General features: G+C 72.0%; 23 protein-coding genes and 1 tRNA gene. 16 read left to right on the plus strand and 8 right to left on the minus strand.

Features of this window, described 5'->3' with window-relative positions; genetic code table 11:
* Positions 1-119: 119 nt before the first annotated feature.
* Positions 120-659 carry a gamma-glutamylcyclotransferase gene (locus JMJ55_RS10430; RefSeq protein ID WP_202825469.1) on the minus strand — a complete coding sequence of 180 codons (540 nt, stop codon included), beginning with the start codon at positions 657-659 and terminating at the stop codon, positions 120-122.
* Between the two features lie 41 nt (positions 660-700).
* Between JMJ55_RS10430 and JMJ55_RS10435 the strand changes: the two genes are divergently transcribed.
* From JMJ55_RS10435 to cydB, 4 genes are all read left to right on the plus strand, one after another.
* On the plus strand, positions 701-1732 hold the full coding sequence (locus tag JMJ55_RS10435; RefSeq protein ID WP_202825470.1) for a DUF2125 domain-containing protein: 1032 nt from the start codon (positions 701-703) through the stop codon (positions 1730-1732).
* 173 nt (positions 1733-1905) lie between these two features.
* Entirely contained in the window at positions 1906-2178 is a 273-nt protein-coding gene (locus JMJ55_RS10440) for a hypothetical protein (protein ID WP_202825471.1), read from the plus strand.
* A gap of 41 nt (positions 2179-2219) precedes the next feature.
* Positions 2220-3647: a cytochrome ubiquinol oxidase subunit I gene (locus JMJ55_RS10445; protein WP_202825472.1), complete on the plus strand. Its 1428-nt coding sequence runs from the start codon at positions 2220-2222 to the stop codon at positions 3645-3647.
* Positions 3644-4672 (plus strand): cytochrome d ubiquinol oxidase subunit II, encoded by a 1029-nt coding sequence (gene cydB, locus JMJ55_RS10450; protein WP_202825473.1) that lies wholly within the window; start codon positions 3644-3646, stop codon positions 4670-4672. The genes JMJ55_RS10445 and cydB overlap by 4 nt, the downstream gene beginning before the upstream one ends.
* A gap of 68 nt (positions 4673-4740) precedes the next feature.
* Here cydB and JMJ55_RS10455 read toward each other — a convergent pair whose 3' ends face one another.
* The 4 genes from JMJ55_RS10455 to JMJ55_RS10470 are packed head-to-tail and all read right to left on the minus strand — an operon-like array spanning position 4741 to position 8105.
* The gene (locus JMJ55_RS10455; RefSeq protein ID WP_202825474.1) at positions 4741-5226 is read right to left on the minus strand and encodes a DUF29 domain-containing protein; all 486 of its coding nucleotides are present in this window, start codon (positions 5224-5226) and stop codon (positions 4741-4743) included.
* Positions 5227-5258: 32 nt separating this feature from the next.
* Complete coding sequence (locus tag JMJ55_RS10460) at positions 5259-6146, minus strand: prephenate/arogenate dehydrogenase family protein (protein WP_202825475.1); 888 nt, start codon at positions 6144-6146, stop codon at positions 5259-5261.
* Entirely contained in the window at positions 6139-7230 is a 1092-nt protein-coding gene (gene hisC / locus JMJ55_RS10465) for a histidinol-phosphate transaminase (protein ID WP_202825476.1), read from the minus strand. Before hisC ends, JMJ55_RS10460 begins: the two co-directional genes overlap by 8 nt.
* A complete protein-coding gene (locus JMJ55_RS10470; protein WP_202825477.1) occupies positions 7230-8105 on the minus strand; it encodes a chorismate mutase in 876 nt (291 codons plus the stop codon). Before JMJ55_RS10470 ends, hisC begins: the two co-directional genes overlap by 1 nt.
* A 139-nt stretch (positions 8106-8244) precedes the next feature.
* On the opposite strand from JMJ55_RS10470, the gene metX reads away from it, so the two are divergent.
* Positions 8245-9399, plus strand: a complete 1155-nt coding sequence (gene metX / locus JMJ55_RS10475; RefSeq protein ID WP_202825478.1) for a homoserine O-acetyltransferase MetX — start codon at positions 8245-8247, stop codon at positions 9397-9399.
* 129 nt (positions 9400-9528) lie between these two features.
* Here metX and JMJ55_RS10480 read toward each other — a convergent pair whose 3' ends face one another.
* The 3 genes from JMJ55_RS10480 to JMJ55_RS10490 form a co-directional block, all read right to left on the minus strand.
* Entirely contained in the window at positions 9529-10524 is a 996-nt protein-coding gene (locus tag JMJ55_RS10480) for a bifunctional GNAT family N-acetyltransferase/(deoxy)nucleoside triphosphate pyrophosphohydrolase (protein ID WP_202825479.1), read from the minus strand.
* A gap of 75 nt (positions 10525-10599) precedes the next feature.
* Positions 10600-11082 (minus strand): HAD family hydrolase, encoded by a 483-nt coding sequence (locus tag JMJ55_RS10485; RefSeq protein WP_202825480.1) that lies wholly within the window; start codon positions 11080-11082, stop codon positions 10600-10602.
* 23 nt (positions 11083-11105) lie between these two features.
* A tRNA-Ala gene (locus JMJ55_RS10490) sits at positions 11106-11181 on the minus strand.
* 146 nt (positions 11182-11327) lie between these two features.
* On the opposite strand from JMJ55_RS10490, the gene JMJ55_RS10495 reads away from it, so the two are divergent.
* From JMJ55_RS10495 to JMJ55_RS10540, 11 genes are all read left to right on the plus strand, one after another.
* On the plus strand, positions 11328-11639 hold the full coding sequence (locus JMJ55_RS10495; RefSeq protein ID WP_202825481.1) for a YggT family protein: 312 nt from the start codon (positions 11328-11330) through the stop codon (positions 11637-11639).
* Positions 11636-11935, plus strand: a complete 300-nt coding sequence (locus JMJ55_RS10500; RefSeq protein ID WP_202825482.1) for a DUF167 family protein — start codon at positions 11636-11638, stop codon at positions 11933-11935. Before JMJ55_RS10495 ends, JMJ55_RS10500 begins: the two co-directional genes overlap by 4 nt.
* Entirely contained in the window at positions 11932-12783 is an 852-nt protein-coding gene (folD, locus tag JMJ55_RS10505; protein ID WP_202825483.1) for a bifunctional methylenetetrahydrofolate dehydrogenase/methenyltetrahydrofolate cyclohydrolase FolD, read from the plus strand. The genes JMJ55_RS10500 and folD overlap by 4 nt, the downstream gene beginning before the upstream one ends.
* A gap of 139 nt (positions 12784-12922) precedes the next feature.
* Positions 12923-13789, plus strand: a complete 867-nt coding sequence (locus tag JMJ55_RS10510) for a DMT family transporter (protein WP_202825484.1) — start codon at positions 12923-12925, stop codon at positions 13787-13789.
* A gap of 153 nt (positions 13790-13942) precedes the next feature.
* Entirely contained in the window at positions 13943-14260 is a 318-nt protein-coding gene (gene rplU / locus JMJ55_RS10515; RefSeq protein ID WP_202825485.1) for a 50S ribosomal protein L21, read from the plus strand.
* A gap of 11 nt (positions 14261-14271) precedes the next feature.
* The gene (rpmA, locus tag JMJ55_RS10520; RefSeq protein WP_202825486.1) at positions 14272-14541 is read left to right on the plus strand and encodes a 50S ribosomal protein L27; all 270 of its coding nucleotides are present in this window, start codon (positions 14272-14274) and stop codon (positions 14539-14541) included.
* Positions 14542-14647: 106 nt separating this feature from the next.
* Complete coding sequence (obgE, locus tag JMJ55_RS10525; protein ID WP_202825487.1) at positions 14648-15652, plus strand: GTPase ObgE; 1005 nt, start codon at positions 14648-14650, stop codon at positions 15650-15652.
* Between the two features lie 9 nt (positions 15653-15661).
* A complete protein-coding gene (gene proB / locus JMJ55_RS10530; RefSeq protein WP_202825488.1) occupies positions 15662-16792 on the plus strand; it encodes a glutamate 5-kinase in 1131 nt (376 codons plus the stop codon).
* A gap of 27 nt (positions 16793-16819) precedes the next feature.
* Entirely contained in the window at positions 16820-18085 is a 1266-nt protein-coding gene (locus JMJ55_RS10535) for a glutamate-5-semialdehyde dehydrogenase (protein WP_202825489.1), read from the plus strand.
* A gap of 29 nt (positions 18086-18114) precedes the next feature.
* A complete protein-coding gene (locus JMJ55_RS30945; protein WP_236033554.1) occupies positions 18115-18414 on the plus strand; it encodes a hypothetical protein in 300 nt (99 codons plus the stop codon).
* Positions 18411-19016 carry a nicotinate-nucleotide adenylyltransferase gene (locus JMJ55_RS10540; RefSeq protein WP_328702604.1) on the plus strand — a complete coding sequence of 202 codons (606 nt, stop codon included), beginning with the start codon at positions 18411-18413 and terminating at the stop codon, positions 19014-19016. The genes JMJ55_RS30945 and JMJ55_RS10540 overlap by 4 nt, the downstream gene beginning before the upstream one ends.
* The last annotated feature ends 273 nt before the right edge of the window (positions 19017-19289 follow it).

Here is a 19289-nt window from a genome sequence, read left to right on the forward strand (position 1 = left end):
ATGCATGGAAAATCCCGGGCATGCCCAAGGGGTTTCCCCGCCCGTCCTTCGATGCCGCGGCATCGATTCGGGCTATTATCGAAGCCTATGAGTGGATTGTGGACAATCTGCCGCTGGAGTCAGAGCTCCGGCAGCAGCGCCGCGATCCGGTCCAGCCCTGCATCCCTTAGCCCGAGGGCCTGGAGATGCGACAGGGTATTCAGCAGGTAGTCCCGGTTGCTGCCGGCCTGCCCGATGCCGCGGGCGATGGCGGCGGCCGCTTCGGCCGGGCTCGGACGACAATAGGCCCGATGGGTACGGTTTGCCACATAGGCCACCGCTTCCACCATCCGCCCGCTATCGAGCAGCCGCACCGGCAGCATCCGGCGGGCATAGACCACCTCTCCGCCTAGATTTTCCCGCGCATCGAGATAGTCCAGCACCGCCGGGGCGGCCTCGGGCGGCACCCGGAAGACCACGCCGCGGCAGGACCCGCCACGATCGAGCCCGAGGACCAGGCCGGGGCATTCCGCCGTGCCGCGGTAATGCCGGCTCCAGAGGCAGAAGCGGCGGTGGAAGCCGCGCAGCATCGCGGGATGCATGCCGTCATGGGTGAAGCCCGGCCGCCAGATGAGCGAGCCATAGGCGAAGACATGAAGCGGCTTGGTCGTGTCCTGCATCGTCTGTCCGGTCGGGGCGGCGCGATATATCCTCGCGCCGCATGCTCGCCAAGCGCGTCTTTCTCTCCAGTCTTTTCACCCTCCTGCTGCTGCTCGCCGGCCATGGGCTGCTCTGGCTTTGGCTGGCCGGGCGGCTGGAGGAGGGCTTCGCCGCCTGGGCCACGGCGCGGCGGGCCTCGGGCTGGCAGGTGGCGCATGGCCCGCCAGAGCGTGGCGGCTGGCCCCTCTCGGCCAGCCTGACCCTGCCGGGCTTCCGCCTCTCGGGCGGCGAGGGGCTGCTGCCGGGCGGGATCGACTGGCAGGCCGAGGCGGTGACGTTGCGCCTCGCCCCGCCGCGGCTGCGGGAGCTGGCGGTGGAGATGCCGGGTCAGCACCAGCTGCGGCTCGGCCCGCTGGCCGGCCCGGCGGTGGCGCAACGGCTGGTCGCCACAATGCCGCTCGACCAGGGCCCCATACCCCCGGAGATCCGGCTGGGCGGGTCGGGGCTTCGCCTGGACGCGACGGAGATCGGCGCGGCGCGGCTGCGGATCGGCAATCATCTCGAGGCGCGGGAAGGCGAGGCGGCGATGACCCTCACGGGCGGGGCCGATGCGGTGCTGTTGCCGCCCGGCGCCTCGCCGCTGGTCGCCTCGCTCGGGCGGAGCCTCGACCGGATCGGCCTCGACCTCGTGCTGGACGGCCCCCTGCCGGGGCGGGGCAGCGCCGCCGGCCGGGCCGCCGCCTGGCGGGATGCCGGCGGCACGCTCGGCCTGCGCTCGCTCGAGCTCCGCTGGGGTCCGGTCACGGCGGGGGGCGAGGCGACGCTCGGCCTGGATGACCGGCTGCAGCCGATGGGGGCCGGCACGCTGCGGCTGGAAGGCGCCGATGCGGCACTGAATGCCGCCGCCGCGGCCGGGCTGCTGCCGCCACGCAATGCCTTCGCGGTGCGGGCAGTGGTGGCCATACTCTCCCGCCTGCCTCCCGAGGGCGGGCCGCCGCGGCTGGAGGTGCCGCTGGCGCTTGAGCGGGGGCAGCTCAACCTCGCCCGCATCCCCCTGGCCCGGCTGCCGGACTGGGATTGGGGCCAGCGGTGAATTCAGGGGTGGCCAGGCGGGGTGAGGCTGGGCTAGGCTGTCGCCCCATGAGGTTCCGTTTCGCCCTGTCTGCGCGAATTACCGGCCCGGCTGCCTGAGCCGCGCCGTGGGTACGGCGCGTCCGCGCCGCCGGGTTCGCCCTTCCCACACCCTCAGCTCCCGGAACCTCCCCAATGTCCGAATCCTCTCTGTGCCGCGCGCATTTCCATGTCCTCGCCGAGGCCTCGCCCGGCCTGCTCTCCCGCCTCCTCCAGCCGCTGGCCAAGCGTGACCTGGTGCCGGATTTCGTCCGGGCGGTGCGGGAAGGCGATCTGATGCGGGTCGAGCTCCTGCTGGAGGCGATGCCGCAGGAGATGGTGCATCTGGTCGGCGGCAATCTCGGCCAGGTGATCGGGGTGCTGGAACAGCATTGCGAGTCTGGGCAGGCGCTGCTGCTGGCGGCATAACCTTGCCCGGTTGAGGCCGACCCTCCACCGGAGCCCTTGGCATGCTATGGGACGCCCTGCCCGATGCGCTGCTGCTCGCGCGCATCCAGTTCGCCTTTACCGTCACCTTCCACTTCCTCTTTCCCGCCCTGACCATCGGGCTGGCCAGCTACCTGACGGTGCTGGAGGGGCTGTGGCTCTGGACCGGACGGGCCGCCTATCTCGATCTCTTCCGCTACTGGCTGAAGGTCTTCGCCGTGAACTTCGCCATGGGCGTCGTCTCCGGCATCGTCCTCTCCTACCAGTTCGGGACCAATTGGTCGGTCTTCTCCGACCGCACCGGGCCGGTCCTCGGCCCCCTGCTGGGCTATGAGGTGCTGACGGCCTTCTTCCTGGAGGCAGGCTTCCTCGGGGTGATGCTGTTCGGCCTCGGGCGCGTCGGGCGCGGGCTGCATTTCGCGGCGACCGCGTTGGTCGCGATCGGCACGCTGATCTCGGGCTTCTGGATCCTCTCGGCCAATTCCTGGATGCAGACGCCGGCGGGCTTCACGATCGGGCCGGATGGGCGCTTCCTGCCGGCGGATTGGTGGGAGATCGTCTTCAACCCCTCCTTCCCCTTCCGCTATCTCCACACGATCACCGGCGCCTATCTGACCACGGCGATGATCGTCGGCGCGGCTGGCGCCTTCCACCTGCTGCGCGATCGCGGCAACGAGCGGGCGCGCATCATGTTCTCCATGGCGATGTGGATGGCGGCGACGGTCGCGCCGGCCCAGGCCTTCTTCGGCGACATGCAGGGGCTCTGGGCGCTGCACTACCAGCCGCAGAAGGTGGCTGCGATGGAAGGGCATTGGGAGACGCAGCGCGGCGCCCCGCTGATCCTGTTCGGCCTGCCCGACATGGCGCGGGAGGAGACGCGGATGCGGGTCGAGATTCCCTATCTCGGCAGCCTGATCCTCCGCCACAGCCTGGATGGCGAGATCCGCGGCCTCAAGGATTTCCCGCCCGACCAGCGGCCGACCAATGTCCCGCTGGTCTTCTGGTCCTTCCGCATCATGGTCGGCCTCGGCTGCCTGATGATCGCGCTCGGCCTCGCCTCGCTCTGGCTGCGCTGGCGCCGGCGGCTTTACGAGACGGAGTGGTTCCAGCGCTGGACGGTGGCGATGGCGCCTTCCGGGCTGATCGCCGTGACCTTCGGCTGGATCACCACCGAGGCGGGGCGGCAACCCTATACCGTCTATGGGCTGATGCGGACGGCCGAGAGCGTCAGCCCGATCGCGGCGCCGGCCGTCGCGGCCTCGCTCGCGGCCTTCGTCGTGGTCTATTGCTGCGTCTTCGGCGCCGGGATCTGGTACCTGTTCCGGCTGCTGGGCCAGCCGCCGCTGCCGCAGGAGGCGGGGCCGCGCGAGGATCAGCCGATCCGCACTGCCGGCATCACCCCGGCGCCTTCCGCCCAGCGTCTGTCCCCGAAGCCGGAGCGCGTGGGATGAGCGCCGAGACCATCGCCACGATCTGGGCCTTCCTGATCGCCACCGCCGTCTTCCTCTATGTCTGCATGGATGGCTTCGACCTTGGCGTCGGCATCCTCTTCCCCTGGATTCGGGGGCAGGAGGATCGGGATGTCTCGGTCAACACCATCGCGCCGGTTTGGGACGGCAACGAGACCTGGCTGATCATGGGCGGCGCCGGGCTCTTCGCCGTGTTCCCGCTGGCCTATGCGACGATCATGCCGGCCCTCTACATGCCGATCATCCTGATGCTGCTGGCGCTGATCTTCCGCGGCGTCTCCTTCGAGATGCGCTTCCGTGCGGAGACGGAGGGGCAGCGGCTGGCCTGGGACCGCGCCTTCTCCTGGGGGAGCTATGCGGCGACGCTCTGCCAAGGGCTGGCGCTCGGCGCCTTCGTGCAGGGGATCGAGGTGGAGGAGCGCGCCTATGCCGGCGGCTGGTGGGACTGGCTGACGCCCTTCTCCTGCCTCACCGCCGCGGCGCTGGTGGTGGGATACGGGCTGCTCGGCGCCTGCTGGCTGGTCTGGAAGACCGAGGGCGAGTTGCAGGACCAGGCGCGGACACTGGCGCGGCGGCTGGGCTGGCTGACGCTGGCCTGCATCGCGCTGGTCAGCGCCATCATGCCCTTCCTCCAGCCGGAATTCCGCGACCGCTGGTTCGCCTTCCCGGCCATCCTCGCGGCGCTGCCGGTGCCGTTGCTGGTCGTCTGGCTCGGCTGGCGGATGTTCCGGGCACTCGGCGAGACGGATGGGCATCCCTGGCGGGACGGGCTGCCCTTCCTCTGCGCGCTGGGGCTGTTCTTCCTGGCCTATACCGGGCTCGGCATCTCCATGTGGCCGATGATGGTGCCGCCGGAGATCACCATCTGGGACGCGGCGGCGCCGCGGGATTCGCAGCTTTTCCTGCTGGTCGGAGCGGCGGTGCTGATCCCGATCATCCTGGCCTATACCGGCTACGTCTATTGGCTGTTCCGCGGGAAGGTGAAGCACGGCGAGGGGTATCATTAGCCGCTGGCTGTGGTTCCTCGGGCTCTGGGCGGCGGGGGTGGTGACGGTCGGGGCCGTCGCCATCCTGCTCAGGGCGGCGATGCGGGCGCTGTGAGGCGGGCCAGAAGCACATCCACATTCGCCTCGGGGGCGAGGAGTTCCCAGAGCGTATAGGGGCAAGCTGGCGGCAACGGACGGATCGCGCCGCCCATCGCAGCCAACTTGCGGTCAGCGTAGCGCCGGGCATCCTCCCAGGCATCTGCGAGGCTGATTCTTTGGCCCATGCCCGGAGTGAAGCGCTTCCGAGCGCCTTGCAGCGCGGCCAGGGCTTCCGCCAGCCAATGCTGCACCGGCTCGGGCTGCGGGGTGGCACAGGCCAGCATGAGATGACGCAGCGCGATCTCGATCAGGCTCTCGACCGCGTGTAGTTCGCTCCGCCCCACGCTCTCGACCTCGTCGATCAGGTTGGTCCAGTCGACGGCGTCGTTCACCCGCTCGCCGGCGGCGAGGCGGCGAAGCAGATCGGCCTGCTGCTCCGACCAGAGCAGGATGTCGCGGTCGTAGAGCCCGTCCATGGCGGAAAGATAGGGCGCCGGGTGCGCCGGCGCTATGCCTGCTTCCGCTCGATCAACCCCCGCCGGATACGCCGCCCCCGGCGAATGCGGTCCTCGATGAAGTCGGACTGCCCCCAGCGCACGGCCCGTGCCAGGGCATGGCTGTCCTCGGTGAAGCGGGCGAGCATCTCCAGCAGCGCGTCGCGGTTGTTCAGGAAGATGTCGCGCCACATGTCCACATCGCTCGCCGCGATGCGGGTGAAGTCGCGGAAGCCGGAGGCGGCGAATTTCAGCACCGCCTCGCGCGTCTCCTCCGCCAGGTCGTCCGCCGTGCCACAGATGGTGAAGGCGATCAGATGCGGCAGGTGGGAGACGATGGCGACGACCTTGTCATGCGTCTCCGCATCCATCCGCTCCACCATGGAGCCGCAACGGCGCCAGAGCTCCGCCACCCGCTCCACCGCCTCCCGGTCGCCATTCGGCACCGGCGTCAGGATGCAGTAGCGCCCCTCGAACAGGCTGGCGAAGCCGGCATCGGGGCCGGAATGCTCGGTGCCCGCCATCGGATGCGCCGGGACCAGATGCACCCCGGGCGGCAGCAGCGGGGCCAGGTCGCGGATCACGCTGCCCTTGGTGCTGCCGACATCGGTCAGGATGCAGCCGGGTGACAGGTGCGGCGCGATGCTCGCCATCACCCCGGCATAGGCGCCGACGGGGACGCAGAGGATGACGCCATCGGCGCCCCGCACCGCCGCCGCCGGATCGCCCTCCACCACATCGGCGAAGCCGAGTTCGCGCACGCGGGCCAGCGTCTCCGGCCGGCGGGTATGGGCGACGACCGTCTCCGCGATCCCGCCCCGCTCCCGCGCTGCCCGCGCGATGGAGCTGCCGACCAGCCCGACGCCGATGAGGCAGAGCCGCCGGAACAGCGGCTCAGCCATTGTCGCGCATGAAGCCCGTCAGCGCGTCCAGGACCATGGAGCATTCCTCGGCGGTGCCAATGGTGATCCGCAGGCATTGCGGCAGGCTGTAGCTGCCCATGGCGCGGACGATCAGGCCGCGCGCCTTCAGCGCCGCATCGGCCCCCTTGGCGCGCTCGGCGGTGCCGAAATCGGCAAGGATGAAATTGCCCTCGCTCGGATGCACCGTAATGCCGGCGGCGCGGAGGCCGTCGGAGAGCTTCGCCCGCCATTCGCTGTTGTGGGCGACGGACTTCTCCACCCAGCCCGGCTCGGCCAGCGCCGCGATGCCGGCGGCCATGGCGGGGGCGTTGACGTTGAAGGGGCCGCGGACGCGGTTCAGCACATCGGTGATGTGCGGCGGCGCATAGGTCCAGCCGAGGCGCACGCCGCCGAGGCCGAAGACCTTGCTGAAGGTGCGGGTCATGATGGTGTTGGTGCCGGCCTCGACCAGCGCCGTGCCCGGGTCGTAATCCGGCCGCGTCACATATTCGGCATAGGCGCTGTCCAGCACCAGCAGCACGTCCTCGCGCAGGCCGGCGCGCAGGCGCTCGATCTCGGATTGCGGCAGGATGGAGCCGGTCGGGTTGTTCGGGTTGGCGAGGAACAGCAGCCGGGTGCGCGGGCCGACGGCCGCCAGCAGCGCATCGACATCGGCCGTCAGGTTCCGCTCCGGCACCTTGATGATGCGGCAGCCGGCATAGCGGCCGGCGATGTCGTACATGACGAAGCCATGCGCGCTCATCACCAGCTCGGTGCCCTCGCCGCCATAAGCCATGATGATATGGCCGATGAGCTCGTCGGAGCCGTTGCCGCAGACGATCTTCTCCGAGTTCAGCCCGTAGCGGCGGGCGATTGCCTCACGGAGCGCCGTGCTGCCGCCATCCGGGTAGCGGTGCAGCTCGGTCGCCAGCTTGGCATAGGCCGCCTGGGCAGTGGGCGGAACGCCGAAGGCGCCCTCGTTGGAGGAGAGCTTGATAATCCGGTTGACGCCCGGGATCTTCGACTCGCCGCCGACATAGGGCTCGATCGAGAGGATGGAGGGGCGGGGCAGCAGGGTGGGCATCAGCCGATGACTCCTCTCTCGGGCACTGCGTAGAAGCCGAGCGGCAGGGCGCGGTCCACCGCCAGGGCGGCGAGGCGCGGATCGCCCTCGGCGAGCACGCCATCCACCTCGGCCAGGGCCCGCAGCACGCCGCCCTCGCGGCGCAGCAGCAGCAGGCGTGGCGGCAGTCCGGCGGCGGTCAGCGCGCCGGCGAGCTGGGCGCGGCTGCGATCCGCCACTGCCTCGATCCGCAGCAGGGACCGGTCGGCGCCGCTCGGGTCGGGGGCGCCGGGTGCGACCGCCAGCGCCTCCGGCACGCCATCCCGGCGCGGGGCATAGAAGGGCAGCCGAGCGACGACCTGCAGCCGCGGGCTGTCGAGGCTGGTCCACCAGGCATCCTCGGGCGCCTCGCCCTCCTCGGGCAGCGGCAGCACGGCCACCTGCGCCTCCCCGGCGGCGACGGCGGCCAGCGCGCGGGAAGCGGTGGGCAGGCTGCGCAGCGGCGTCAGGCTGCCGAAATGCTCCCGCGCCAGCCGGCCATGCTCCGGGCTGCGGGCATAGGCGGCCACGGTGAAGCCGCCCTGCTGGGCGGAGGAGGAGGCCAGGATCTCCCGCCACACCCGCACCAGCGCCTCGGCCGGCAGCGGGCCGTGATGGCGGGAGAGCAGGCGGCGGAGGATCATCGCCTCCCGCCCCGGCCGCAGCGGGCTGCCGGTCTTGGCGCGGCTGGCGGCGAGGCGCGCCACCACCTCGGCGCGCCGCATCACCAACTCGTGCAGCGCGTCGTCCAGCGCATCGATCTCCGCCCGCGCGGCGGCGAGCGCGTCGGGCGCGGGGCGCGCCGCGGTGGCGAGGCCAGGGGCGAGATCTGGGGCGAGGTCGGGGCTCGGGGTCATTGTCCGGAACATCGTTCGCCGGTTGCTTTAGACGCGCCGGGGCCCCGCGCCAAGGCATTCCCCCAGGGAGTCCAACCGGGGCGGCGGTTGAAGCCGGCGCCCGCCCGGCCTAATGCTGCCGTCCGAGCACGAATAGGCCATGTCAGCACACGTCCTGCCCTTCCCCCAGGTGGACCATCAACGCGCCCTCTTCCCCGAGGGGCTGGCGCTGGATTGCGGGATGGCCATCGCCCCGCTGGCGGTCGCCTACCGCACCTATGGCCGGCTGAACGCGGCGCGCAGCAATGCCATCCTGGTCTGCCACGCCCTGACCGGCGACCAATACATGGCCGAGCCGCACCCGCTGACCGGCAAGCCCGGCTGGTGGGAGGCGGTGGTCGGTCCCGGTCGGCCGCTGGACACCGACCGCTACTTCCTGGTCTGCGCCAATGTGCTGGGCGGCTGCATGGGCTCGACCGGCCCGCGCGACGAGATGACGGATGCCGAAGGCCGCCCGCTCGGCCGCCCCTGGGGGACGGATTTCCCCAATGTCACCATCCGCGACATGGTCCGCGCCCAGCGCAAGCTGGTGGAGCATCTGGGCATCGAGCGGTTGCTGGCCGTGGTCGGCGGCTCGATGGGTGGGATGCAGGTGTTGGAATGGGCCGCGACCTTCCCCGAGGCGATCTATGCCGCGGCGCCGATCGCGACGGCCGCCTATCACAGCGCCCAGAACATCGCCTTCCACGAGGTCGGCCGCGCCGCCATCCATTCCGACCCGGACTGGCGCGAGGGCCGCTACTGGGAGGATGGCCGGGTGCCGGCCAAGGGCCTCTCGGTCGCCCGGATGGTGGCGCATATCACCTACCTGTCCGAGGAAGCGCTGACCCGGAAATTCGGCCGCCGCCTGCGCGGCGCCAGTTCCCTCACCTTCCTCGAGGATGTGTTCGAGGTGGAGAGCTACCTGCGCCACCAGGGCAGCACCTTCGTCCGCCGCTTCGACGCCAACAGCTACCTGACCATCACCCGCGCCATGGACTACTTCGACTTGGCCTCGGAGCATGGCGGCGACCTGGCGGCGGCCTTCCGCGGACAGGAGACGCGCTTCTTCGTCGCCTCCTTCAGCAGCGACTGGCTGTTCCCGACCGGCGGCAGCCGGGAGATCGTGCGGGCGCTGAACGCGGCGGCGGCCAATGTCTCCTTCGTCGAGATCGCCTCCGACAAGGGGCATGACGCCTTCCTGCTGGAGGAGCCGGACTTCCACCGGGCGCTGGGCGGTTTCCTCTCGGGCTGCGCGGCGCGGCTGGGGGTTTGAGAGGCGGCTGTCAGCTCGGCCCGGCCTGGTGTCCTTCCGCGGGTTTGCCGCGGAAGGCTGTGCGAGGTCTTGGGAGAGGAACGACTAACCGGCCCCCCCCGCAAAGCCGCGTAGCGGTTTTGTGGGGAATTAGAGGAAGTCCTGCAGCATCGCCACCAGCGGCTTGTCCGCCGGCGGCATGGCATAGCCGCCCATCTGCCGTGGCCGCACCCAGGCCAGCGCCTGCCCCTCCACCGCCCGCATCGTCCCGCCCCATTTCCGGCAGAGATAGAGCGGCATCATCAGGTGGAATTTCTCATAGGCATGCGAGGCGAAGGTGAAGGGGGCGAGGCAGCTCTCGCTGACATCGATGTCGAGTTCCTCCTTCAGCTCGCGGATCAGCGCGGCCTCGGGGCTCTCGCCCGGCTTCACCTTGCCGCCGGGGAACTCCCAGAGGCCCGCCAGCGGCTTGCCCTCCGGCCGCCGGGCCAGCAGCACCCGCCCATCGGCATCGACCAGCGCCACGGCCGCGACCAGCAGCACCGTCCGGTCGGCCGGCGCCGGCGGGACGGCGGTGGCCAGGATCTCCTCCCGCGTCGCGCGGAACAGCAGCACCGGCATCGGCCCGCCGCGCGAGAGGAAGGTCTGCATCGCCTCCCCCGCCGGCCGCAGGCCCAGCCGCCGCAGCACGGCGGCGGAGCGGGTATTCTCCCGCAGCGCGCTGGCATGCACCGCCTCCAGGCCGAGCTGCGCCAGCGCCCAGCGGCAAAGCCCGGCGGCGGCTTCCGGCGCCACGCCATGGCCCCAGAATTTCCGCCCCACCCAATAGCCGAGCTCCGCCCCGCGCCGGTCGGCATCGAGCGTCAGCGCCACGCAGCCGACCAGCGTCTCGGCCGGGCCCTCGGGCCCCGGCTCCTCGCCGGTGATGGCCAGGTGCCAGGCCTCGCCGGCCTCGATCTGCGCCCAGGTCGAGCGGATCCAGCTCTCGGCTCGGTCGAGGCCATAGGGGTAGGGCACGCGGGCAAGGGTCTTCGCCACCTCCCAGTCATTCACCAGCCGGTGCAGCGCCGGCGCATCCTCGGCGCGCAGCGGGCGGAGGGTGAGGCGTTCGGTGCGGATGGGCGGGAAATCGGGGGGTGCGGTCACAGCCAGGGAGGAGGCGCCAGCCGCCCCTCCCCTGTCAACGCGGCGGTCCCTGCGCCCACTGGGCCGGGCGCATTTTCAGCCCGGCTGTGGCGCCGCCGCCGGCCCGAAGCCGAGCGCCCGGAGTGCGGCGATGCTGCCTTCGGCCGAGACATGATGGACGAAGATGCCGCCCTTCTTTTCCCAGCCCGGCCCGGCCGAGGCGCGGTCATCCACCAGCACATGGCCGGGGCCGGACCAGCGCGGCTTCTCCCGGCTCATGCAGGTGATGACGGGGACATGCGCGCCGAGCACCCGGGCGACCCAGGCCCGCTTCTGCGCCGGGGCCCAGGCGCCGAGCGGCAGGCCGGTGAGGATGGTCGGGCGGTGCGGCGCGCAGAAGCGCCACAACGCCTCGGCATCGTGCATCGTCTCCAGCGTCTCGAAGAAACGGGGGGCGCGGGACAGCGCGGCCCACATGGTCTTCAGCGGCAGGTCCTCGGGCCGCTGGCCGGTCACCGCATGCACGCCGCGGTCGAAATCCGCCAGCACGCCATCAAGGTCGAGGAAAAGCGGGCCCAAGGGACGGATGCCTGGAGGATGGGTGGTGGAGCTGAGCGGGATCGAACCGCTGACCTCGTCATTGCGAACGACGCGCTCTCCCAACTGAGCTACAGCCCCGAACCATCCGGCGGGCTTGGGGACCCGCAGGGCGCGCTAGATGCCCCCGCGCCGCGTCCGAGTCAAGCGTGCTTGTCCACGGGAGCCGCCGTCACTAGGTTGCGCCCGCGTTTCCACAGGCTCCGCCGCAGCTCAAGGTCCCCCGCATGTTCCTGGACGTGATCTTCTACCTGGCCGGCGCATTGCTGGACCTGCTCTGGTGGGCGGTGATGCTGGCGGTGGTCGTCCAGCTCCTCATCAGCTTCAACGTGCTCGACACCCGCAACCGCGTGGTCTGGACCATCGCCGATTTCCTCTACCGGGTGACGGAGCCGCTGTTCGGCCGCATCCGCCGGGTGCTGCCGAATTTCGGCCCGGTCGATCTCTCGCCCCTGGTGGTGCTGTTGCTGATCACCGCCTGCCAGATGCTGCTCGGCGCCATCCGGCGCTCCCTCCTCGTCAACGGGATGTATTTTTGACCGATGGCTGGTGGCGGCCGGTGCCCGGCGGCCTCTCGGTGCAGATCAAGGTGCAGCCGCGGGCGCGGCGGCCGGGCATAGGCGGCCTCGCCCCCGGGCCGCGGCTGCGCCTGGCGGTGACCGAGCCGGCCGAGGATGGCCGGGCCAACCGCGCCGCCTGCGCGGCGCTGGCCCGGGCGCTTGGCCTGCCCGCCTCCGCCGTCACCCTGCTGCAAGGGGTCGGGGTGCGGGAGAAGCTGCTGCAGGTGGCGGGTAAGCCGGCGGCGCTGGCGCCGAAGCTGAAGGAGCTGGAATGACCGCGACCATCATCGACGGCAAGGCCGTGGCGGAACGGCTGCGTGCCGGCCTCGCCGGGCGCGTGGCCGCCCTGCCCTTCCGCCCCGGCCTGCGCGTGGTGCGCGTCGGCGACGACCCGGCGAGCGGCGTCTATGTTCGCAACAAGGACCGCGCGGCGCTGGCCGCCGGCTTCGACAGCGCGACCATCGCCCTGCCGGCAGATACGCGCGAATCCGACCTGCTCGCCCTGATCGCCCGGTTGAACGCCGATCCGGCGGTGGATGGCATCCTGGTCCAGCTCCCCCTGCCGCCGCAGATCCGCGCCGATGCGGTGATCGAGGCGGTCGATCCGGAGAAGGATGTGGACGGCTTCCACCCGGTCAATGCCGGGCGTCTCGCCAGCCGCCAGCCCGGCCTCGTTCCCTGCACGCCGAAGGGGGTGATGCATCTGCTGCGGGAGGCCGGCGCCCGGCTGCCGGGCGCCCGCGCCGTTGTGCTCGGCCGCAGCCAGATCGTCGGCCGGCCGATGCTGCAATTGCTGCTGGCCGCCGACTGCACCGTCACCGTCGCCCATTCCCGCACCCGCGACCTGCCCGGCGAGTGCCGGCGGGCCGAGATCCTGGTCGCCGCGGTCGGCCAGTCGGAACTCGTCCGCGGCGATTGGGTGGCCGAGGGCGCCATCGTCATCGATGTCGGGATCAATCGCGGCCCGGACGGCAAGCTGCGGGGCGATGTCGCCTTCGCCGAGGCGCTGCCGCGGGCCGCGGCCATCACCCCGGTCCCCGGCGGGGTCGGGCCGATGACCATCGCCTGCCTGCTCGAGAACACGCTGGAGGCGGCGATCGCCCGGCGGCGCCTGCCCAGTTAACATTCCCCACAAAACCGCTTCGCGGCTTTGCGGGGACCCCGGATTGTCGCCCCCTTCCCATGGCCTCGCACAGCCTTCCGCGGCAAAGCCGCGGAAGGACAACGAGCAGGGCCGGCTTCGACAGGTGCCCTGAAAGCCTATGGCGGGTTTCGGCCTCGGCCTCCTCTTCGTCCTGATCTGGGCCTCCGCCTTCACCGCCATCAAGGGGCTGGTGCCGGAATGGCCGCCGCTCTGGGCGCTGGCGGCGCGGTTCAGCCTGGTGGCGCTGCTGCTGGGCGCCATCCTGGCGGCGCGCGGGGTCCGCTGGCCGAGCCGCGGGGATGGCTGGCGGCTGGCGGCGATGGGGGTCTTCGGCTCGGCCGGCTATCTGGGCGGGGCCTGGCTGGCGGCGCTCACCCTTCCCTCCGGGCTGATCGCGCTGCTCTCCTCCACCGCGCCGCTGTTTGTGGCGCTGGGGGAGGTCGCCTTCCTCGGCCGGCGGGTGCCGGCGGCGGCCTGGGCGGGGCTCGGCCTCGGCTGGCTCGGCGTCGCCATCCTGGGCGCCGGGCGCGGCGCGGCGGGGTTCGAGCTGCATGGGGTGCTGCTGGCCCTTGGCGGGGCGCTGTCCCAGGCGGCGGGCATCCTGATCTTCGCCCCGGCCCGCAACCGGGTGGATGCGTGGACCGCCAATGCCATCCAGGCCGCGATCGCGGCGCCGACCCTGGTGCTGCTGGCGAGCCTGGTCGAGACCCGGCTGCCGGGGGCGCCGAGCCTGACCGCCATCTTCTCCCTGGCCTATGGCGTCGTGGTGGTCGGAATCGGCGGCTACGCCCTTTATTTCACCATGATGCGGCGGCTGCCGCCGGCGACGGCGGCGGCGCTGCAACTCCTCGCCCCGCCGGTCGCGGCGCTGCTCGGCTGGGCCCTGCTGGGCGAGGTGCTGGGCTGGACCGATCTGGCGGGCGGGGCGGTGACGCTCTCGGGCCTCGCCCTGCTGTTCCGCGCCCGGGATGCGGGGGGACGTTGACGCGGCCGCCGAGTCCCGTCTATACGCCCTGCCTCCCGGTGGCGCCCCTGGCCCTGCCGGCGGCCAGCTTTGGCCGATACCGAATCAGAACCCTTGCCCGGGGCAGCGCCGACCCCGGCCCATGATCCTGGCGCGACCAGTCGAGGCCGCACGATGACCTTCGCAGTGATCCGCACCGGCGGAAAGCAGTACCGGGTGACGCCCAACGCCATGCTGGCGGTGGAGAAGCTGGAAGCCGAGCCCGGCGCCACCGTCACCTTCCACGACGTGCTGGCCATGGGCGGCGATGCCGGCCTGACCCTCGGCGCGCCCACCATCCCGGGCGCGACCGTCACCGCGACCGTGGTGAAGCAGGCCCGCACCGACAAGGTGATCATCTTCAAGAAGAAGCGGCGCCAGAACTATCGCCGCAAGGGCGGCCACCGGCAGGAGATCACCGTGGTCCGCATCAGCGACATCGCGGCGGCCTAAGGAGACAGACGATGGCACATAAGAAGGCCGGCGGTTCTTCCCGCAACGGGCGCGACAGCGCCGGCAAGCGCCTCGGCGTGAAGCTGTTCGGCGGCCAGGCGGTCACCGCCGGCAACATCATCGTGACCCAGCGCGGCACCAAGATGCTGGCGGGGCGGCATGTCTATGTCGGCCGCACCCATTCGCTGCATGCCGCCGTCGATGGCCGGGTGAAGTTCGAGCGCAAGGCGGAGGGCCGCGTGCAGGTCTCCGTCGAGCCCGTCGCCCAGGCCGCCGAGTAACCCTCTCGCCCCGCAGGCGAGCCTAACGGGGGCCTTGCGGCCCCCGTTTTCGTTTGTCCTTGGGGGCCTTGCGGCCCCCGTTTCTGTTTCCAGGGTCCAAGCCCCGATGAAGTTCCTCGACGAAGCCAAGGTCTGGGTGAAGGCCGGCGATGGCGGCGATGGCGTCATCGCCTTCCGGCGCGAACGCTTCGTCGAATTCGGCGGCCCGGATGGCGGCAATGGCGGCAAGGGCGGCGATATCGTCGTCCAGGCGGTGGAGGGGCTGAACACCCTCATCGACTACCGCTACGCCCAGCATTTCAAGGCCCGCAAGGGCGGCAACGGCGCTGGCCAGGACCGCACCGGCGCGGGCTCGGAGAATGTGGTGCTGAAGGTGCCGGTCGGCACCCAGATCCTCGCCGAGGACAAGGAGACGCTGCTGGCCGATCTGGATGAGGCCGGCAAGCAGGTGGTCATCGCCCAGGGCGGCGATGGCGGCTTCGGCAATGCCCACTACAAGACCAGCACCAACCGCGCCCCGCGGCGCGCCGACAAGGGCTGGCCGGGCGAGGAGCGCTGGCTCTGGCTGCGCCTCAAGCTGATCGCCGATGCCGGGCTGGTCGGGCTGCCGAATGCCGGGAAATCCACCTTCCTCGCCGCCGTCAGCGCCGCCCGGCCGAAGATCGCCGACTACCCCTTCACCACCCTGCATCCGCAGCTCGGCGTCGTCCGCCTCAACGCCACCGAGGAGTTCGTCATCGCCGACATCCCCGGCCTGATCGAGGGCGCGCATGAAGGCGCCGGCCTCGGCGACCGCTTCCTCGGCCATGTCGAGCGCTGCGCGGTGCTGCTGCACCTGGTCGATGGCTCGCAGCCCGACCCGGTGCGCGCTTGGCGCACGGTGCGGGAGGAGCTGGCCGGCTATGGCCATGGCCTCGACGAGAAGCCGGAGCTGGTGGCGCTGAACAAGCTGGATGCGATGACGCCCCAGGCCCGCAGCAGCCGGCTGAAGGCGCTGGAACGCGCGGTGGGCCACCCGGTGCAGCTGATCTCGGGCGTCACCGGCGAGGGCGTGCCGGAGGTGCTGCGCAGCCTCGCACGCACCATCGCGGAGACCCGCAAGGCAGGCTAAGACGCCGCCATGACGACGCATCCCGCCCTCCCCGACCTCGCCGCCGCCCGCCGGGTGGTGGTGAAGATCGGCTCCGCCCTGGTGGTCGACCCGCGCACGGCGGCGCCGCGCGAGGCATGGCTCGCCTCGGTCGCCGCCGATATCGCCGCGCTGCGGGCGCGGGGGACGGAGGTGGTGGTGGTCTCCTCCGGCGCCATCGCGCTGGCGCGCCATGCCCTGGGCCTCACCCGCAAGCGCCTGAAGCTCGAGGAGAAGCAGGCCGCCGCCGCGGTCGGGCAGATCCGCCTCGCCGGCGCCTGGCAGGCGGCGCTGGCCGGCCATGGCCTCGCCGCGGCGCAGCTGCTGCTGACGCTGGAGGATAGCGAAGACCGCCGCCGCTACCTGAATGCGCGCGCGACGCTGGGGACGCTGCTGGAGCTCGGCTGCATCCCCGTCATCAACGAGAACGACACGGTCGCCACCACCGAGATCCGCTTCGGCGACAATGACCGCCTCGCCGCCCGCGTCGCCGAGATGATCGCCGCCGATGCGCTGGTGCTGCTCTCCGACATCGACGGTCTCTACACCGCCGATCCGCGCCGCGACCCGGCGGCCGCGCATCTGCCGGTGGTCGAGCGCATCACCGACGAGATCATGGCGATGGGGGGCGAGCCGCCGCCCGGCTATTCCTCGGGCGGGATGCGCACCAAGCTGATCGCCGCTCGCATCGCCACCGGCGCCGGCTGCGCCATGGCGATCGCCCTCGGCCATCGCAACAACCCGCTGCAGGCGATGCAGGAGGGCGCGCGCTGCACCTGGTTCCTGCCGGCGCCGGAGGGCCGCACCGCCCGCAAGCGCTGGATCGCGGGCAGCCTCGCCCCGCTCGGCGCGCTGGTGGTGGATGCCGGCGCGGCCCGGGCGCTGGCGCGCGGTTCCTCCCTGCTGCCGGCCGGCATCCGGCGGGTGGAAGGCCAGTTCCACCGCGGCGACCCGGTCAGCGTGCGCGATGCCGAGGGGCGGGAGCTGGCGCGCGGCCTCTCGGCCTATGACGCCGAGGATGTCGGCCGCATCGCCGGCCACCGCTCGGAAGAGATCGAGGCCATCCTCGGCTGGCGCGGCCGGGACGAGGTGGTGCACCGCGACGACCTGGTCTTGCTGTAGCCGCCAGCCGGCGCTAGGCCTTCGGGAATGAACGCCCTCGCCGACGAAGCCGCCCGCCAGCTCGAAGCCGCCGCCCGCGCCGCCCGCGCTGCGGCCGCCGATCTCGCCCGCGCGCTGCGACCGGCGAAGGACCTGGCGCTGCGCGAAGCCGCCCGCGCGCTGCGGGAGCAGGCATCCACCATCCTCGTCGCAAACGAGGCCGACCTCGCCGCCGCGCCCGACCTCTCCCCCGCCTTCCGCGACCGCCTGACGCTGACGCCCGCCCGGGTCGAGGCGATGGCGCGCGGCCTCGAGGAGGTGGCGGAGCTGCCCGATCCCGTCGGCCGCATCCTCGCCGAATGGACCCGGCCGAACGGCCTCGTGATCCGCCGCATCGCCCAGCCCCTCGGCGTCATCGGCATGATCTTCGAGAGCCGGCCCAATGTCGCGGCCGATGCCGCCGCGCTCTGCCTGAAATCCGGCAATGCCGTGATCCTGCGCGGCGGACGCGAAAGCCTGCGCAGCGTCGCCGCCATCCATGCCGCCATGGTGGCGGGGCTCCGCGCCGCCGGCCTGCCGGAGGCCGCGGTGCAGGTGGCGCAGACCGCCGATCGCGGCTTCGTCGGCGCCATGCTGCGCGCCGCCGGCCTCATCGACCTGATCATCCCGCGCGGCGGCAAGGGCCTCGTCACCCGGGTGATGGAGGAAGCGCGCGTCCCCGTCCTCGCCCATGCCGAAGGGCTCTGCCACACCTACATCCATGAAGCGGCCGATCCCGCCATGGCGCGCGCCGTGCTGCTGAACGCCAAGCTGCGCCGCACCGGCGTCTGCGGCGCGACCGAGACCCTGCTGATCGACGCCGCCATCGCCCCCGGCCTGCTGCCGGTGCTGGTCGCCGATCTCCGCGCCGGCGGCTGCGACTTCCGCGCCGATGCGCGCGCGCGCGCCATCTGCCCCGAGCTGCCGGTCGCCAGCGAGGCGGATTTCGCCACAGAGTGGCTGGACAGCATCCTCTCGGTGGCCGTCGTGGATGGCGTCGCCTCGGCGCTCACCCACATCCGCCGCTACGGCTCGGAGCATACCGAGGCGATCGTGACCAAAGATGCGGCGGCGGCGACCGAGTTCCTGAACGGCCTCTCCTCCGCGGTCGGGCTCTGGAACGCCTCCACCCAATTCTGCGACGGCGGCGAATTCGGCTTCGGCGCGGAGATCGGCATCGCCACCGGCCGTCTGCATGCGCGCGGCCCGGTCGGGTTGGAGCAGCTCTGTACCTACCGCTACCATGTGATCGGGAGCGGACAGGTCAGGCCCTGATCCCTCCCCAATCACCGGAGGGACCGATCATGCGCCGCCTGCTCCTCGCCACGGCCGCCCTGCTGCTGCCCGCCTTCGCGGCGGGGGCGGCCTGCCCGCCCGATCCGGCAGTGGCCGCGACCACCGGCGCGCTGCTCGGCCATCCGCTAGATGTCATCCCATGGCTGGTCGGCGACCTCGCCCGCAACGGCATCAGGCTGAAGGCCGGCGACATCGTCTCGCTCGGTGGCTTCGCGCCCTCCGTCCCCGCGGTCGGCGGGCGCAGCTATTCGCTCCGCTACGAGGGCCTGCTGCCGCAACCGGTGACGATCGGCCTGCAGGTCAGGTGATCGGCGCCTGGGGGGATCGCCGCCGGGCGCGCATCGGCCTGCTCGGCGGCAGCTTCAACCCGGCCCATGCCGGGCACCGGCATGTCGCGGAGCGTGCCCTGCGCGCGCTTCGGCTCGACCAGGTCTGGTTGCTGGTCTCGCCCGGCAATCCGCTGAAGCCGCGCCGCGGCATGGCGCCCTTCGCCGAGCGCCTGGCCTCGGCCCGCGGCATCGCCGATGGGCGGCGCATCCTGGCGACGGATATCGAGGCACGGCTCGACAGCCGCTACACCGTGGCGACGCTGGCGCTGCTGCACCGGCGCTTCCCGCGCGCCTGCTTCGTGCTGCTGATCGGCGCCGACAACCTCACCCAGTTGCCGCGCTGGAAGGGCTGGCGGGTGCTGGCGCGGCAGACCCCGCTCGCGGTGCTGCCGCGGCCGGGGGAGACGCGGCGCGCATTGTCGGGCCAGGCGGCGCAGGCGCTGGCACGGCACCGGCGGCGGCCCGGCGCGTTGCTCCGCGCATGCGGAACGGGGGGGCATGCGGGCTGGAGCCTGGTGCCGGCCCGGGAACACCCGGCCTCGGCGACGGCGATCCGTCGCGCGGCCGGCATCGTGGTATAGAGTCGAACCATAGAACGAGAGGAGGCGGCCATCGCGCGCTCGCCCAAGCCCCCCACCGGGGGCGAGACCCGATCCACCACGCGGCGCAGCCCGGCCAAGCCCAGGGGAGGCAGCACCGCCGGCGCGACAGCAGGCGCGACCCGCGCCGCCAAGCCGGCGGCGCCGGCCAAGCCGCGCATTCCCGGCAAGCAGGCCCCGCGCAACGCGGCCAAGGCCAAGCCGGCCCCGCGCAGCCGGGCGACGGAGCGGCCCGAGGCACCGGCGCGCGCCAAG

The organism is Belnapia mucosa (genome assembly GCF_016775475.1).
GTDB classification, from domain to species: Bacteria; Pseudomonadota; Alphaproteobacteria; order Acetobacterales; family Acetobacteraceae; genus Belnapia; species Belnapia mucosa.

Excerpts from the sequence above, each read along its gene's own strand:
- JMJ55_RS10445 (WP_202825472.1), top strand. The coding sequence starts at position 2,220 with ATGCTATGGGACGCCCTGCCCGATGCGCTGCTGCTCGCGCGCATCCAG.
- rpmA (WP_202825486.1), top strand. The coding sequence starts at position 14,272 with ATGGCACATAAGAAGGCCGGCGGTTCTTCCCGCAACGGGCGCGACAGC.
- hisC (WP_202825476.1), bottom strand. The coding sequence starts at position 7,230 with ATGCCCACCCTGCTGCCCCGCCCCTCCATCCTCTCGATCGAGCCCTAT.
- folD (WP_202825483.1), top strand. The coding sequence starts at position 11,932 with ATGACCGCGACCATCATCGACGGCAAGGCCGTGGCGGAACGGCTGCGT.
- JMJ55_RS10435 (WP_202825470.1), top strand. The coding sequence starts at position 701 with ATGCTCGCCAAGCGCGTCTTTCTCTCCAGTCTTTTCACCCTCCTGCTG.
- proB (WP_202825488.1), top strand. The coding sequence starts at position 15,662 with ATGACGACGCATCCCGCCCTCCCCGACCTCGCCGCCGCCCGCCGGGTG.
- JMJ55_RS10455 (WP_202825474.1), bottom strand. The coding sequence starts at position 5,226 with ATGGACGGGCTCTACGACCGCGACATCCTGCTCTGGTCGGAGCAGCAG.
- metX (WP_202825478.1), top strand. The coding sequence starts at position 8,245 with ATGTCAGCACACGTCCTGCCCTTCCCCCAGGTGGACCATCAACGCGCC.
- JMJ55_RS30945 (WP_236033554.1), top strand. The coding sequence starts at position 18,115 with ATGCGCCGCCTGCTCCTCGCCACGGCCGCCCTGCTGCTGCCCGCCTTC.
- JMJ55_RS10460 (WP_202825475.1), bottom strand. The coding sequence starts at position 6,146 with ATGGCTGAGCCGCTGTTCCGGCGGCTCTGCCTCATCGGCGTCGGGCTG.
- obgE (WP_202825487.1), top strand. The coding sequence starts at position 14,648 with ATGAAGTTCCTCGACGAAGCCAAGGTCTGGGTGAAGGCCGGCGATGGC.
- JMJ55_RS10495 (WP_202825481.1), top strand. The coding sequence starts at position 11,328 with ATGTTCCTGGACGTGATCTTCTACCTGGCCGGCGCATTGCTGGACCTG.
- JMJ55_RS10440 (WP_202825471.1), top strand. The coding sequence starts at position 1,906 with ATGTCCGAATCCTCTCTGTGCCGCGCGCATTTCCATGTCCTCGCCGAG.
- rplU (WP_202825485.1), top strand. The coding sequence starts at position 13,943 with ATGACCTTCGCAGTGATCCGCACCGGCGGAAAGCAGTACCGGGTGACG.
- JMJ55_RS10510 (WP_202825484.1), top strand. The coding sequence starts at position 12,923 with ATGGCGGGTTTCGGCCTCGGCCTCCTCTTCGTCCTGATCTGGGCCTCC.
- JMJ55_RS10430 (WP_202825469.1), bottom strand. The coding sequence starts at position 659 with ATGCAGGACACGACCAAGCCGCTTCATGTCTTCGCCTATGGCTCGCTC.
- JMJ55_RS10535 (WP_202825489.1), top strand. The coding sequence starts at position 16,820 with ATGAACGCCCTCGCCGACGAAGCCGCCCGCCAGCTCGAAGCCGCCGCC.
- JMJ55_RS10470 (WP_202825477.1), bottom strand. The coding sequence starts at position 8,105 with ATGACCCCGAGCCCCGACCTCGCCCCAGATCTCGCCCCTGGCCTCGCC.
- cydB (WP_202825473.1), top strand. The coding sequence starts at position 3,644 with ATGAGCGCCGAGACCATCGCCACGATCTGGGCCTTCCTGATCGCCACC.